Origin of the sequence: Gemella sp. oral taxon 928 (assembly GCF_001553915.1) — a bacterium.
GTDB lineage: Bacteria > Bacillota > Bacilli > Staphylococcales > Gemellaceae > Gemella > Gemella massiliensis.
The window spans coordinates 834,737-850,139 of sequence record NZ_CP014233.1 but is presented as its reverse complement, the minus strand read 5'-3'; the positions used below and the strand labels follow the sequence as shown (position 1 = coordinate 850,139).

At 28.1% G+C, this 15,403-nt stretch carries 11 protein-coding genes and 2 pseudogenes; 2 read left to right on the top strand and 11 right to left on the bottom strand.

What is annotated here, in order from left to right; all coding sequences use genetic code 11:
• Positions 1-125 precede the first annotated feature (125 nt).
• The 5 genes from AXE85_RS03790 to dnaG form a co-directional block, all read right to left on the bottom strand.
• Positions 126-1,448 (bottom strand): APC family permease, encoded by a 1,323-nt coding sequence (locus AXE85_RS03790; RefSeq protein WP_062173201.1) that lies wholly within the window; start codon positions 1,446-1,448, stop codon positions 126-128.
• Between the two features lie 205 nt (positions 1,449-1,653).
• Entirely contained in the window at positions 1,654-3,357 is a 1,704-nt protein-coding gene (locus AXE85_RS03785) for an FAD-dependent oxidoreductase (protein ID WP_062173200.1), read from the bottom strand.
• Positions 3,358-3,385: 28 nt separating this feature from the next.
• Positions 3,386-4,696 carry a YeeE/YedE family protein gene (locus tag AXE85_RS03780; protein ID WP_062173199.1) on the bottom strand — a complete coding sequence of 437 codons (1,311 nt, stop codon included), beginning with the start codon at positions 4,694-4,696 and terminating at the stop codon, positions 3,386-3,388.
• 1,046 nt (positions 4,697-5,742) lie between these two features.
• Positions 5,743-6,828 (bottom strand): RNA polymerase sigma factor RpoD, encoded by a 1,086-nt coding sequence (rpoD, locus tag AXE85_RS03775; protein ID WP_062173198.1) that lies wholly within the window; start codon positions 6,826-6,828, stop codon positions 5,743-5,745.
• 10 nt (positions 6,829-6,838) lie between these two features.
• Entirely contained in the window at positions 6,839-8,632 is a 1,794-nt protein-coding gene (gene dnaG / locus AXE85_RS03770) for a DNA primase (RefSeq protein WP_062173197.1), read from the bottom strand.
• Between the two features lie 255 nt (positions 8,633-8,887).
• Here dnaG and trkA point away from each other — a divergent pair, with 255 nt between their 5' ends.
• Entirely contained in the window at positions 8,888-10,258 is a 1,371-nt protein-coding gene (gene trkA, locus AXE85_RS03765; RefSeq protein WP_062173196.1) for a Trk system potassium transporter TrkA, read from the top strand.
• A 14-nt stretch (positions 10,259-10,272) separates the two neighbouring features.
• Positions 10,273-11,733, top strand: coding sequence for a TrkH family potassium uptake protein (locus AXE85_RS03760; RefSeq protein ID WP_062173195.1), 1,461 nt, complete (start codon positions 10,273-10,275; stop codon positions 11,731-11,733).
• Positions 11,734-11,759: 26 nt separating this feature from the next.
• Here AXE85_RS03760 and AXE85_RS03755 read toward each other — a convergent pair whose 3' ends face one another.
• The 6 genes and pseudogenes from AXE85_RS03755 to tmk all read right to left on the bottom strand — a co-directional run bounded on the left by AXE85_RS03755 (position 11,760) and on the right by tmk (position 15,393).
• Positions 11,760-12,086, bottom strand: coding sequence for a hypothetical protein (locus AXE85_RS03755; protein ID WP_062173194.1), 327 nt, complete (start codon positions 12,084-12,086; stop codon positions 11,760-11,762).
• Positions 12,070-12,903: a 16S rRNA (cytidine(1402)-2'-O)-methyltransferase gene (rsmI, locus tag AXE85_RS03750; RefSeq protein ID WP_062173193.1), complete on the bottom strand. Its 834-nt coding sequence runs from the start codon at positions 12,901-12,903 to the stop codon at positions 12,070-12,072. Before rsmI ends, AXE85_RS03755 begins: the two co-directional genes overlap by 17 nt.
• Before the next feature lie 64 nt (positions 12,904-12,967).
• Positions 12,968-13,210 (bottom strand): annotated as a pseudogene (locus AXE85_RS03745) (GIY-YIG nuclease family protein); the annotation flags it as partial.
• The gene (locus tag AXE85_RS03740) at positions 13,203-13,934 is read right to left on the bottom strand and encodes a tRNA1(Val) (adenine(37)-N6)-methyltransferase (RefSeq protein ID WP_062173192.1); all 732 of its coding nucleotides are present in this window, start codon (positions 13,932-13,934) and stop codon (positions 13,203-13,205) included. The pseudogene AXE85_RS03745 and the gene AXE85_RS03740, both read right to left, overlap by 8 nt.
• Position 13,935: 1 nt before the next feature.
• A pseudogene (locus AXE85_RS03735) lies at positions 13,936-14,777 on the bottom strand (DNA polymerase III subunit delta').
• Positions 14,764-15,393, bottom strand: a complete 630-nt coding sequence (gene tmk, locus AXE85_RS03730) for a dTMP kinase (protein ID WP_062173191.1) — start codon at positions 15,391-15,393, stop codon at positions 14,764-14,766. The pseudogene AXE85_RS03735 and the gene tmk overlap by 14 nt, the downstream one beginning before the upstream one ends.
• Positions 15,394-15,403 lie beyond the last annotated feature (10 nt).

The window sequence follows — 15,403 nt, the reverse complement described above, 5'->3', positions numbered from 1 at the left end:
TAATATATTTGTAATAAATTAATTAATTATCTGTAATTATCAGTTATTTTCTATAAATATACATAAATTTTAAAATACTCATTTTCTTCATCACTAATGACATAATAATAAAGAAGATAGTTAGATTACTCGCTAACTATCTTTTTCTTATTATAAATAATTACACCTAAAATAAGCCATATTATTAAAAATATTAAAGCAGGTATATCCAACATTGCAGGTGATATTGGGAGTAATAGTAGTAATATAAAACTTATAGAAATAATTATAGCTATAAAACAAAGAATTTTTTCAAATTTTTTATTAGCATATTTAAAACTTATATAACTGACATATCCATAAGCTACAGCCGCTAATACACTCGCCATATCTACTATATATAATATAACTTCTCTACCTATCCAAGGGGCAATTAGACTAACAGTTGAAACAAAAACAATAGCATAAGGATATACATCATTTTTATTTTTTTTACTATATTTTTTATCCATTATATCTTTTTTTGACAACGATGCTATTAACTTGCTACTGGCAATCATAAAACCATTTATACCACCGGTTACCGCCGCCCATAAGGCTACTAACATAAACGAAAAGCCTATATATCCCAGCTTACTGATAACAGAATCCGCCACTGCCCAATTTGTTGCTGCTGCCTCGGTTGGCGAAAAGCTAAACCCTGCTATAAGATTTAACCCTGCATATATGAAAACACCACATACTATAGATATTAATGCTAATATTGTTGCTTTATGTACTTTAAATTTCAATTCTTTTGCAACTTGTGGTATTACATCAAAACCCACAAATAAAAACGGAACTATTGCAATAACTGACGAAATTTCTTTCAAGGAAAATTTATAATTTTCTATATAGTTACTTCTAAAAATTGTCATATCACTTTTAATACCCACAAAAATTATTAACAAAAACACAATACTCACCAGACATAGACTCATAACATTTTGTACCTTTGAACTTACCCTAAGTCCTTTTATATTTATATATGCAAAAATAATAATTATTGATGACATTAATAAAATATCACTTATGTAGACTGAATATCCTGCAACAGAATATAAATATCCAAAATTGTATTTTTCTCCAAAAATCACCCTAAACAGAAGAACATATGCACTTGCATTTAAAGGAATCATGCTTAAATAACACAAACTTAATGACCACCCCACTATAAAACCGTGAAGTTTTCCCAATTCATTGAAAGCATAAGAAAATTCCCCGCCTTCTTCGGTATTTTTTTCTAACATTTTATGATAAGCTACTTGTATCAGCATCACTAAAATACCACCTGTAGCTAAACCTATAGTTGTATTAATTACTCCGGATTTACTTAAAAATTGCTTTCCCGGCAATGTAAACGATCCCCACCCTATAATGGATCCTATTACCAGAGAAAAAACATCAAAACGCCCCAGTTTTTTTACCATAAGACCTCCTACGCTAACTATTTATTATTGAAATAGGGAACGAGATAAAATCAAAATTTTTAAAATATTGATTTTATCAACCGTCCCCATAATTCTCCAAACTTACAAAACTTATCTATATTAAAAAGAAAGTCAGAATATTTTACATTTTAAAATTATATGAAACTTTTTAAATTTTAGATTAATTTTGTAATTCTATGTTAAGCTACAATAAATTAAATCTATAATTTGTGACAATAGGCTCTCTTCCTGTTGTTATATCTGTAAAATATTCATATAGCGATATACCTAAAAATGAACCTGAAATATTTATTACATTTTTGTACCCTCTTAGATTTAATTCTCGAACCATATAGTAACTTCGTTGTGATGATAAACAATGCACATATACAGGTCTATCTTTCGGTATTTCATCTAATCTTTCTCTAAATTCACTAAGCGGTATATTAACAGCACCTTTTATGTGGCCTTCTTCATATTCCACTTTTTCTCGTGAATCTATTATATATGCTCCCTCTTCAACCAATTTTCTTACTTCACTTGTGCGAACCTGCTTATATTCACCATTTAACAAATTACAAGCTACTAAAGCTGCCATGTTGGTAGCATCTTTTGCTGTGGTAAAATACGGAGAATAACATAATTCTAATTCTTTTAAATCTTCTATATTAGCTCTATTCATAATCATTGCCGCTATAACGTCAACCCTCTTATCTACAGCTCCTTTTCCTACAGATTGTGCTCCCAATATTTGACCTGTTGGAACTTGGAAAATAAGTTTAAAGTGAATAGGGTTGGCAGATGGTATTAAACCTACTTTGTCTTTCGGTATAATATATGCTACATCATAATCAATACCTAATTTTTTACAATCTTTTTCATTAAGTCCCGTACTTGCAGCATTGTAATCAAATATTTTTACTACAGATGATCCTATTACACCTGTATTTTTATATGTTCTTCCATATATATGGTCTGCCACTGCACGAGCTTGTCTTTGTGCCGGCCCTGCCAACGTTAGACGAACTTTTTTATTTGTAATAAAGTGTGTAGTTTCTATTACATCCCCTACAGCATAAATATCCGAATCTGTAGTTTGGTAATGATGATTTACAAGAATACCACCTGTTTCTCCAAACCCTAATCCTGCTTCTTTTGCTAATCCTGCTTCTGCTACAACACCTATTGCTAAAACCACTGCTCCTGCTTTTATTTCTTTTCCGGACTCTAAAATAATTTTACCATCCGCTACTTCTGCCAATTTTTCATTATATAAAAGTTTAACACCTTTATCATAAATTTCTTTATTCAAAACTTGAACCAAATCATAATCCATAGGTGCTAATATCTGATTAGTTCCCTCTACCAACACAACATTTTTTCCGGCTTCTCTTAGACTTTCCATTACCTCTAATCCTATAAACCCACCACCAATAACGGCAACATCTTCTATAGAATTGTTATCAATATATTTTTTTAGTCTATCAATATCTACAACATTTTTTACTGTAAATACATTATCTCTATCTACCCCTTTAATTGAACTTGGGCGAATGGCTCTTGCTCCCGGAGATAAGATTAATTTATCGTAACTTTCTTCATATTCTTCACCGGTGGCTACTTTTTTAATAAGAATTGTTTTTTCTTCTTTATTAATTTTAATTACTTCATGTAAAACTTTTACATCTAAGTTATATTGTTTTTTTAATAATTCCGGTGTCATTAAAATCAAATTGTCAGCTTCCGGTACTACTCCTGACAGATGAAACGGTAAACAACAATTTGAAAAACTTACGTGCGGTCCTTTTTCAAATACTTGAATATCCGCATATGAATCTAACCTTCTTAAACGTGCAGCTGCAGACATTCCTCCAGCTACTCCACCTACTACTAAATATTTTTTGCTCATAATTTGAGTCCTCCTCATAATATATTTTTTATTTAAAATCTCTGACATCTCTATGTCTTGGTGGTATCAAACATGAACTTCCCTTAAATAATTTTAATCCTACGACCGCTCCCAGTGAAATTGCCACTAAGAATACCCAACCTGAAATTGAAAAATTAGGTAATGAAGAATATAACGCACCAATATTACAACCTTTTGCTAAACGAGAACCGAAGCCCATAAGTAAACCACCAAGCCCGAATAAAAATGCATTTTTTGAATTGAATTTTAAATTCAACTTAAATCTTCCTGCCATAAGAAACGCTAAAAATGATCCTACAACAATCCCAATATCCAAAAGCACACCTGCATCTGCCAATATTCCATTTGATATTGCTTTATATACAGAATCAAACGCCTTATCATCAAAATGTACTCCAAATAATCCTAAAAACCATACCGCTATGTGAGTAAACGCTGATGTTACACCCCATGCCTTATTAGTAAAAATTATATAACATCCGGAAATAATACTAAGAATTAATGCTCCTGTTTTAAAACTCCATCTTTCTACAAATACCTTATGATATAATGCAGAACCCCATGGGCTAACATCTAAGTTATCTTTTAATTCTTTCTCAAAGTCTTCATAGTCAGACTTCGGATCTAAATAAGTTCCCTCTTTTTTTCTTTTATTCTCATAGGCTTTTGTTAAAATATACAAAAACAATAACCCTACAAATGTTAAAATTATTGCACCAAGATAACCTACATATTGTGGAAAATGTATTCTTACCCCAACTTTTCCTATAGGATTTCTATCAATAACTTCTCGTAAATAATGACCCGGTATAGTCCCTAGAATAAACAGTGGAAAAGCAATCATTGCATGCCCTTCCCCTTCACCGAAGTCGGCAAGTGTTCCTGAAGCACAACCACCGGCGATTATCATTCCTATACCAAATAAGAAACCACCTAATACAGTTCCTATGTTTGTCATAAAAACATTTTGTGTTCCCGGAATTATAGCTTCTCCATTTTTTGCTAAAAATGCCGGAATTGCTCCTTTGGTACTCGCCGTCCATTGTATTGCTCCATAGATTAAAGTTACAGCTGCAAAAGTTATTAATAAAGCTTTTGTCAAACTACCTTCTCCTCTAACATATATTCTCTTTATTCCCCCGGCAAAGCCAAATCTTGATCTCGTTAAAGTATAACCGAATCCCAAACCGATTAATAATCCAAATATTAATTTTGGTACGTGCAACTTAAATGAAAACCAAACTAAAAATAATATTACTATGCATCCTATTATTGGTTGAATTTTATTAAATTTTTTTGCGAACTCTTCTGTATTCATACCTTGTCTCCTTTAATTTTACATTTCGCTAAACCTCTACTTTCCTTTAAAAAATTATAATTTCTAAATTACTTAAAATTATTATTCAACAATCCTAATTCACCTGAATTAAAAAATAATTATTTATGCGCATTAAATAGCTTTATACAGCCATTTAGATTCTAAACCTATAAATAACCTACAATTTTTATAAAACAAATGTCATAAATTTTTCAATAAACCAATGTCATAACTTAGATTATCGTACTATCCTAAGTTAAATATTACGGTACATGGTTGAAAAATCATATAATTTATAGGTGAAAATCTTTGTATTCTGAAAATACCTCCTTTACTCATAATAATATTACTCTAAATAATTATTTTTCATCTTTTATAATAATATATTTCTTTTTGAAATGATTTATACAAATAAATACAAATTATATTTTATTATAAAAATTTATAGTTATCTTTTACAACATCAAACTGTATCATTACAGTTTATCTTTTTGTACTCCAATTATATATTAATATAAAAGCGTTGTCAAGAATTTAATATCATTAAAAATATTAAATTCATTTTCTATTATAATATAAATATTTTATTTTGAAATATAAAATATTATCTTTTTATAGATATTAAATCTCACTAATATATTCTTTTATTCATATTTCATATAAAAAATAATTAAATATTAATAAATGTAGTTATATAATAAATATACTAGAAAATTAATATATTTAATATTAAATATATTAAAGATAAAAATTTAAATTATATAACACTATATAAAAAATTATATAAAACAAGCCTTAGCCAAAATATAATTACTTAAAATATCACTTATTTTGTTATTTTATAGCTGAAATTATTTTATAAAATAAAAAAGACTGTAAAATAAATAGAAATGATAGTTTCCTTCCATCTTCTCTATTTATTTTACAGCTGAAAAATGCCAAGCAACAGCATGTTACTTAGCATTTTAATCTTTATTTTCTCATACCCTGTATTCAACACAGAGCTAATTTTTGTATGTTTTACTATATATTATCATTTAAAAGATTTATTCCATAAATCCTTTTAACTTATTTAATTTAGATGGATGTTTTAATTTTCTTATTGCTTTTGCCTCGATTTGACGGATACGCTCTCGAGTTACACCAAAGGCACTGCCCACTTCTTCTAACGTATGAGTTTTTCCATCTTTTAAACCGAAACGAAGTTTAAGAACATTTTCTTCTCTATCTGTTAATGTTTCCAAAATTTCTTCAAGCTGTTCTTTTAACAATTCATTTGCTGCATGTTCTACTGGAGATTGTGCCTCCTTATCTTCAATAAAATCTCCTAAGTGAGAATCATCTTCTTCTCCAATAGGTGTTTCTAATGATACAGGTTCTTGAGCAATTTTTAAAATTTCTCTAACTTTTTCCGGTGTCATATTCATTTTTTTTGCTATTTCTTCAGGTTTAGGCTCACGTCCTAAATCTTGAAGTAATTGTCTTTGTACTCTAATTAAACGATTGATTGTTTCCACCATATGCACCGGGATACGAATCGTTCTCGCTTGGTCAGCTATTGCACGTGTAATTGCTTGTCTAATCCACCAAGTTGCATATGTACTAAACTTAAATCCTTTTGAATAATCAAATTTTTCTACCGCTTTGATTAAACCCATATTTCCCTCTTGGATTAAATCTAAAAACAACATTCCTCGCCCTACATATCGTTTTGCTATACTTACCACTAAACGTAAGTTTGCCTCAGCTAAATCTTTTTTTGCTTGTTCTTTTTCGTCTTCAGTTCCACTTTCTATAATTTTAGATAATTCCAATTCTTTTTCTTTTGATAATAACGGTACTTTCCCTATTTCTTTTAAATACATTCTAACAGGATCATTTGTTCTTATCCCGGCTGGAACAGATAAATCTTCTAAATCTATTTCCTCTTCCTCAGCATCTTGGTGATTTACATTTATTAAAATAATATCCTCACGATTTAATTCTTCGTAAAAATCATCTATTACATCAGAAGAAATATCCAATTTTGACAAAGCATCTACTATTTCTTCTTGTGCAAGTTCACCTTGCTTTTTACCTTTTTCTATAAACTCTTTTTTTATGGTTTCAAAATCTTTTATCTTTTTAGCCATGCCCTTCTCCTTATTTTTTGTATTTTTTTAACTGTTCCAATAATCTTTTTTGTGTTTCCATATCCATTTCTTGGATAGCTATTTTTAATAATTCCTTCAATTCATCAATATTAACTTCACGCTTTTTAAAATGATTTATATAATCATTAACCACTTCATTATTTGGATTTTCCTCTATTAAAAAATCTGTTTCATCAATATACGTTGCTAACTGAATCGTATCTTCATCATCAATGCTATGAATAAATTTATGAATATAAAACTCAAAATTATTATTATAATAAATTATTAAATAATCTAATAATTTTTCGAATGAATGATGTTTAAATTCACAGTCTTCTAGCTGTTCGTAGTTTTCTATAAAAAGAATTCGACTTTTAAAAAAATATTTAAATAACTTACACATTTTCTTATCATAATTTATATTATTAAATATTTGTGACTTGTCTTGTGGTAGCTGCCACTGTCTAAATACTTCTTTTTTTCTTGTTGTTCTAGTCTGATGCAACTCTTTAACAAGAATTTGACGTTCTATGCCGAATTTTTTTGCTAAATAGTTTAAAAGTATATATTTTAATGATTCATCTTCTATATAAGAAATATTTTTCAGTATTTCATTTTTATAGTTTATCTTTTGTTCAATATTTGTTTTTGATTCTGCCTCACAATAGTCAACTTTAAAGGTGATAAAATGTTCTTTATTATTTTTAAAATAAGTTTGGGCATCAAAATCTTTATTATTTTTATTTTTTTGTGTTAAAAATTCATCCAAATCTTTTGCACCGGAAAATTTTAATTTAAAAATATTATCCGTTTTTTCTATTATCCTGTTTCCCAATTCTATTTGTGCTTTACTTCCTGCTGAATCATTATCAAGGCTAAGTGTTATTTTATCAACTAACGTCAGTATCTCTGCCAATTTATTATTGTCGAGATTTGTTCCCATTAGAGCAACAGCATTTTTTATGCCACCTTGATGTGCTTTAATTACGTCCATATATCCTTCACAAAGTAGTATTTCTTTGTCTTTTGCTATAAAAGGTCTGGCGTCGGAAAAATTATAAAGAACTGTTCGTTTTTCAAATATTTTTGTTTCTTGAGTGTTATAATACTTAGCTATTTCTTTATCTTCTGACATGGTTCTTCCGGAAAAGGCAACCACTTGATTTTGATTATTTTTTATAGGAAACATTATCCTATCTCTGAAAACATCATAATAATTATTACTTTCGTTTTTTCCAAGCAATCCCGCTTCCACCATTATATCTAATGATAAATTATTAGAAGTAAAAAAATTTAATGCTATATTATTACTTTTTGGGGCATATCCTAGATTAAAATACTTTACTGTTTCCAAAGTTAATCCCCTATTTATTAAGTAATTTAGAGCATCTTCCGCTTCTTTGGTATTTAAAAGAATATAATTATAATAATCCGCAAGTAGCAAATGTCCATAATACATTATATCCAAATCGTCCGTTAAATTATAACTTATATCTTTTGATTCATTTGACTCTAAATTTAGTCCTAATCTTGTTCCTAATTTAACTATTGCTTGGTTATATGTAATATTTTCAATAAGCGATAAAAATTGAAAAATATTTCCACCCTTACCACAACCGAAACAGTGAGCAATCTGCTTATCGGGAGATACCGTAAAAGAAGGTGTTTTTTCATTATGAAATGGGCATAAACCTATATAATTTTGCCCACGTTTTTCTAATTTTATGTACTCGCTAACCAAATTCACTATATCTATATTCTCAAAAATATAATCTATATCTTGTTTAGAAATTTTTCCCACTTTACTCCTCCTTTAATAATTTAAAATTATCAACTATATGAAAAAGCGATAAAATTTCCTTTTTATAATTATACCACAAATTCTCAAATTAAGATATAACTTAATTCATATTGTTTAAAATAACTTATTTAGAAATTTGTCCTATTTTCAAAATAATTTTATAATTAAAAATATTTACAATAAAAACTGTCCTAAATTGACTTTCTTTTATAATATATTTATAATATTGTTATAAAAGAAAAAGGAGTTTTATTTGTGAAAGCTATTATTGTTGGTGGCGGAAAAGTTGGTGAGCTTCTGTGTGCCGACTTTTCTGACACTTTTAAAGAAGTTACTCTCATAGATACAAATGAGAAAAGAGTAGAAAAATTAGTTGAAGCATATGATATCCAAGGTTTACTTGGTAACGGTGCTAATTATGATATACTTCAAGAAGCAGGAACAAACATGGCAGATATGTTTATTTCTGTTACAGCCAGTGATGAAATAAATATTATTTCTTGCATTACTGCTAAACAAATGGGTGCAAAGTACACTATTGCCAGAATAAGAAATCCGGAATACTCCAAAACGAAAGAATTTTTAAAATCTTCTCTCGGAATTGACCTTGTTGTTAATCCTGAATATGAAGCTGCTAAACAAATTTATAATATGTTAAAATATCCTTCCGCAACAAAGGTTGAAAGTTTTTCTTGTAATAAATTCAACATATTAGAAGTTGTTATCAATGAGAACAGTCTTCTAAATGGTGTTTCTCTTATAGATAGTAAAGAAATTATTACTTTCCCTTCATTAGTTTGTTTAGTAGAAAGAAAAGGATTGGTCTTTGTGCCACGTGGTGATTATATTTTTGAAGTCGGAGATAAAGTCCATATTACAGCAGATAATAAAAATTTAAAAAAATTCTATAAACTTCTTGGTAATAAAGAAAATATTGATAATAAATTATCTTCCGCTCTTATTATCGGCGGTGGAAAAATCGCCTACTATCTTATTAAATTTTTAGAAAAAGCCAACTTTTACACAAAAGTAATAGAAATTAATAAAGAAAAAGCTATTTCACTTAGTGAAACTTATCCAAATGTTGATGTTATTTGGGCTGACGGTAGTGATCGTGATACTCTGGTAGAAGAAGGTATTCAAACTTTTGATAGTTGCATTTCTCTAACCGGTCTTGATGAAGAAAATATTATTATTAATCTTTATGCAGATAAACTGGGAATAAAAAAATCAATCGCTAAAGTCAACAGAGCTTCTCTTAAACAAATCGCCGAAGATATTGGACAATATTCTTATATAACGCCAAAAGAAATAATTGGAAATGTAATTTCAAAATATAGTAAATCTTTACAATGCAGTAAGAGTTCTGATATAGAAAATTTTTATCGAATTGCAAATAATCAAGTTGAACTTATTGAATTTAAAATTAGTGACAGTAATTTAAAAGTTATTGGGACAAAACTAAAAGATTTAAAACTTAATAATAACATCTTAATTCCCTTTATTGTAAGAAATAATAAACAAATATTCCCTAATGGTGAAGATGAAATCAAATTAAATGATAACGTTATTGTCATTTGCTATAAACAGAAAATTGAGCATATTGATGATATTTTAATTAAATAAGGGAGGAGAAAATAATGAATTATAAAATGATTTTCCATGTAGTAGGAAAAATGTTTAAGTTACTATCAGCATTACTTATGCTTCCAATTTTTGTTTCTCTTATTTATAAAGAACGTCAAAGTACCCTGCTATCTTTTTTGGCAGTTGCGGTACTTTGTTATATTTTTTACTTTGTTATTGATTACTTTACCGATGGAGAAAGAGATAGAGATTTTTATAATCGTGAAGGTTTTGTTATAGTTACTCTTACTTGGATTATTTTTTCACTATTCGGAGCATTACCTTTCTATTTTTCAGGTGAAATTCCAAATTATATAGATAGTTTATTTGAAACGGTCAGTGGTTTTACAACTACCGGTTCTACTATTTTACCTGATATTGAAAAATTAGATAAAAGTATTTTATTATGGAGAAGTTTTACCCACTTTATCGGAGGTATGGGGGTTATAGTTTTTGCTCTTGCTATTTTACCACGTTCTCCGCATAACATTCACATAGCAAAAGCGGAAATTCCCGGACCATACTTCGGTAAAGTAGTTTCATCAATAAAACAAACCGCAATCTATTTGTACAGTATTTACATAGCTTTAACAGTTATTTTGTTTGTTTTGTTGTTAATTGGAAATGTTGGAGTATTTGATAGTTTAAATATCGCATTCTCTACTGCTGGTACCGGGGGCTTTAGTATAAAAAATTCCGGAATTGCTTATTATAACAGCACATATGTTACCATCGTCGTAGCTATTTTTATGCTTATTTTTTCTATGAATTTAAATATTATCTACTTCGTAATCTTTAAAAAATTTTTTAAAGCATTAAAGAGTGAAGAATTACTTTGGTTCTTAGGATTGGTAGCATTAACATCTATTATTATATTCTTAGATATTTATCGTTCATATGATACACCATATCATAGTTTATTAGATGTATTTTTCACCGTATCATCGGTAGTATCCACAACCGGTTTTACCTATAATAACTTTGATATATGGCCAACATTTTCTAAAATGATTATATTACTTTTAATGATTGTCGGCGGATGCGCCGGTGGAACTGCCGGCGGAATAAAAATTCCTCGTTTTATATTTTTTGTTAAAAATGCAAAAAACTCAATCAGCAAAGCATTAAGTCCTAAAAAAATAATTTCAATTAAAATTGACGGAAAAATAATAAAGGACACTAACCCATTAGCAAACTATTTATTACTTTATAGTTTTATTTTTGTATTCTTATTACTAATTACCAGTATTCAAATAAACGATTTTCAGGATGCTGTTTCTTTAGTAGTAACCACTATAAGTAATGCCGGACCTGCATTTAATAACTACGGTCCGTTAAATAATTTTTCTTCTGTACCATATTTTACTAAAATTGTTTTATCAATTTCAATGCTTTTAGGAAGGCTTGAACTTATACCGTTAATTGTACTGTTTTCTTCTAAAACATGGAGAAAACGCCATACTATTAAAAAATAATATAAAAAGATGAAATTCATGAGTTTCTACTTATAAATTTCATCTTTTATTATTGTTACTATATTTTCTATCTCATCATTTATTTTTTCATCCAATTCTTTTTTTGTTATAAGATTATCATTATGCGCTTCTGAATACCCCAATATGACTGATAATGAATTTTTTACTTTGTGGAGCATAATTTTTTTCTTTTGTTCATTTTTATCAAGTTCAGTAGTTTTTAAATAAATTACCACTATATTAATTATTATTAAAATTGAAAGAACAATGTAAAAATAACTATTATAATAAGAAGCCACTAACGTTAAAATTATAAGAATATTAATTATAAAAAGGCTAATCATATTTTTCATGGTATAAGTTATACACCTCTTTTTTATTTATATTAAATTCTTTTGCAGTATTTTTTATCGCTTCAGATTTTTTTTCTCCATTTTTTACTTTATTATAAATAATATCTACTAAATTTTCTAAATTAATTTCTTTTAATTCTTCTTTTTTGTTTGGAGATATTATTATAACAAACTCTCCTTTAGTTTTTATTTCACTATTTTTAAGCATAATAAGGATTTCTTTTGCCGATTTTGTTTCTATTTGTTCAAACACTTTAGTTAATTCTCTTACTATTGAAATTTCTCTTAATTCATCAAGAGCAACTATAGTTTCTATCAAATTAATTATTCTGTGAGGAGATTCATATACTATTCCTGTTGTTCTGCTTTTTAAAATAGAATTTAATTTTTCTTTTAATTCTTTGTTTTTTCGTGGTAAAAAACCATAAAAAGTATAATTGTAAGACTCTAATCCACTGGATATTAATGCTGTAAGTCCTGCATTAGCACCGGGGAGTGCTACAACCTTTAAGTCTAATTCTCTAACTTTTTTTACCAGTATATACCCCGGATCTGAAATACAGGGCATTCCTGCATCAGTAACTAATGCAACACTTTTTTTATCTTTAAGATATTCAACTATTTTCTCACTCATTTTATCTTCATTATGTTCACGATAACTAATTAATTTTTTACTTAATATTTTATAATGAGTTAATAGCTTTTGCGTATTTCTAGTATCTTCACAAGCTATAATATCCACTTCTTTCAATACCTTTAATGCTCTTAAAGTTATATCTTCAAGGTTTCCTATTGGTGTTGGTACTAAATACAGCATTATTTTTCTCCTTTAGTTTAGCATTAATTTCTTTTATATAATTTTTCTTTTCTTGTGTTAAATTTTCTTGAATATATGCTAATTTATTTTCTTTTTTTAATTGTTTAAAAGCATATTCTCTTTTTATCGCTTCACTTTTTGTCAAAAATTCTTCATAATATTTCAGTATAACCGGTACCCTAGATTTTGTGTATTTTGCACCTTTTTTTGCATTATGTACTTCTAATCTTCTTAGTATATTCGTGGTATACCCGGCATACAATGTATCATCAGAACATTTTACAACATACATAAAACTTTTAGTCAATACCATACACCTTCTTCATCTCGTTAGTATACGTCCCATCTTCGTTATAAATATATAAAGGCTGCTCCACTTTTATATCATTTACAGCTGATATACTACCTTCTACTAAAACCATTTTACTTCCTTCACTGGATTTCTTACTGTAAACAAACCTTATCCTTTTAATAGAAAGCCCAACTTTTGAACATTCAGATATTATATCGGCAATTCTGTAAGTTCTATGAACCAGACTAAATTTCCCGTTTTGCTTTAATAAATATTTAATAGCAGCAACAACATCTGCTAAATTACACAGTAATTCATGGCGAGAAATATTATGATTAAATCTTTCACGTTTTTTCGGCATAATTTCAACCGGAAAATATGGCGGATTGCATAAAACATAATCAAATGATGATGGATTATACAGTGATTTCACCTCTTTTATATCACCGTTTTGAACATGAATATTTGTTAAATTATTATATTCTAAACTTTTCTTAGTAAGTTCAACCAAATCCTTCTGTATCTCCAACATTTCTATACAAGCTCTACTTCGTTCACGTAAAATAATGGAAATACCACCGTTCCCACTACAAAGTTCTATAATATTTTTCTTTTCGCTAAGTGGTACGTTGGAAAAATAAGGGAGTAAAAATGAATCTGTTGACATACTGTAATAATCTTTTTTCTGAAAAATTTTAAAATTTTTTGAAACACTGTCCAATCTTAAATTTTCTTCCATACTACCCTCTATATAATAATTCTATTTTTTGATTGTTTAATAGCAGAGAAAAAAGGAATTTTTCTAAAACCAACATAGCTGAAACATTTAAACTTATGTCGGCTTTTGCCTGCAAAACACTTTCTTGAATTTTGCCAATATTCTTTATATCTTCTTCTATCGTCATCTGCGGATATAAATTACTGATGAAAATTGATAAAAAATCAAAAAAGTTAGAAATTTCATCTTTTGTTTTAAATTTCTCTAACATATATAGATTAGCTAAATGCCTATTTTTCTTATACTTCAATATAAACGTATTTAATATATTTTCGAACTCAGAAAAATTATTATTTTCCTGTTCGCAAGATCCAACAAGGCGAATATGCTGACAACGTGATGTAATAGTTGGTAAAACTGCACTAAGATTTTTGCAACTAAGTATTGCTATAATATTTTCTTCCGGTTCTTCTAAAAATTTTAAAATACTATTTGCGGCTTGCGGACTCATTTTTTCAATATCTTTTATCCAATATACTTTTTTACCGTAAAAAGATTTTATTGCTAATTCTGATTTTAGTTTTTGAATTTCTTCTTTTTTATTGTAGATTCTTCACTATTTATTTTATAAAAATCAATATAATTACCATTATCGATACTTCTACAATTTCTACAATTTTCACAACTATAAAAATTTTTTTCATTATTATTCAAACAAAAAATTGCTTTAACAAACTGAATAACGAATTTATCAGAATATAAACTATCCTTGCCTATAACAAGATAGGCATGGGATAGTTTATTATTTTTTAAAGCATTTTCTACTGATTTTAATGAAATAGCATCTTTTTTAAATATTTTCATCATTTAAAAATCCTTCTACTACTTCTAACGCCTCTTTTTCTACAATATTGTAAGGCTTATTAGCGTCTATAGTTTTTATCCTTTTATTATACTCTAACGAAAGTTCATCATAACCTTGTTTTACTCGTTCATAAAATGAAAATTCTTCCAAATCCATACGATTATTATTATCTCTATTTTTTGTTCGATTTAAACCTATTTTTACATCTACACTGAAATATATAGTCAAATCCGGTTCTAAACCATCTGTTGTATACTTATTTATATTTATTATATCGCTCTTTTCTAGTCCTCGACCGTAAGATTGATACGCAATGGAACTATCTACAAATCGGTCACAAATAACTATATACCCTTTTTCAATATACGGTATTATCTTATTTATAATATGATCACGACGACTCGCACAAAATAGCAAACTTTCTGTTTTAGCATCTATTCGATTATTACTGTCAAATAATAATTCTCTTACTTTTTCACTAAACTCTGTACCACCGGGTTCCCTGGTTAAGATAACTTTATATCCTTTATTCACTAAGTATTTCGTTATAAATTGTAAAAAAGTAGTTTTCCCGGAACCATCTGTTCCCTCTACCGTTATGAATTTTCCTTTCATTAATTGTACC

Excerpts from the sequence above, each read along its gene's own strand:
- AXE85_RS03790 (WP_062173201.1), bottom strand. The coding sequence starts at position 1,448 with ATGGTAAAAAAACTGGGGCGTTTTGATGTTTTTTCTCTGGTAATAGGA.
- AXE85_RS03785 (WP_062173200.1), bottom strand. The coding sequence starts at position 3,357 with ATGAGCAAAAAATATTTAGTAGTAGGTGGAGTAGCTGGAGGAATGTCT.
- AXE85_RS03780 (WP_062173199.1), bottom strand. The coding sequence starts at position 4,696 with ATGAATACAGAAGAGTTCGCAAAAAAATTTAATAAAATTCAACCAATA.
- rpoD (WP_062173198.1), bottom strand. The coding sequence starts at position 6,828 with ATGGCTAAAAAGATAAAAGATTTTGAAACCATAAAAAAAGAGTTTATA.
- AXE85_RS03760 (WP_062173195.1), top strand. The coding sequence starts at position 10,273 with ATGAATTATAAAATGATTTTCCATGTAGTAGGAAAAATGTTTAAGTTA.
- AXE85_RS03755 (WP_062173194.1), bottom strand. The coding sequence starts at position 12,086 with ATGAAAAATATGATTAGCCTTTTTATAATTAATATTCTTATAATTTTA.
- rsmI (WP_062173193.1), bottom strand. The coding sequence starts at position 12,903 with ATGCTGTATTTAGTACCAACACCAATAGGAAACCTTGAAGATATAACT.
- AXE85_RS03740 (WP_062173192.1), bottom strand. The coding sequence starts at position 13,934 with ATGGAAGAAAATTTAAGATTGGACAGTGTTTCAAAAAATTTTAAAATT.
- tmk (WP_062173191.1), bottom strand. The coding sequence starts at position 15,393 with ATGAAAGGAAAATTCATAACGGTAGAGGGAACAGATGGTTCCGGGAAA.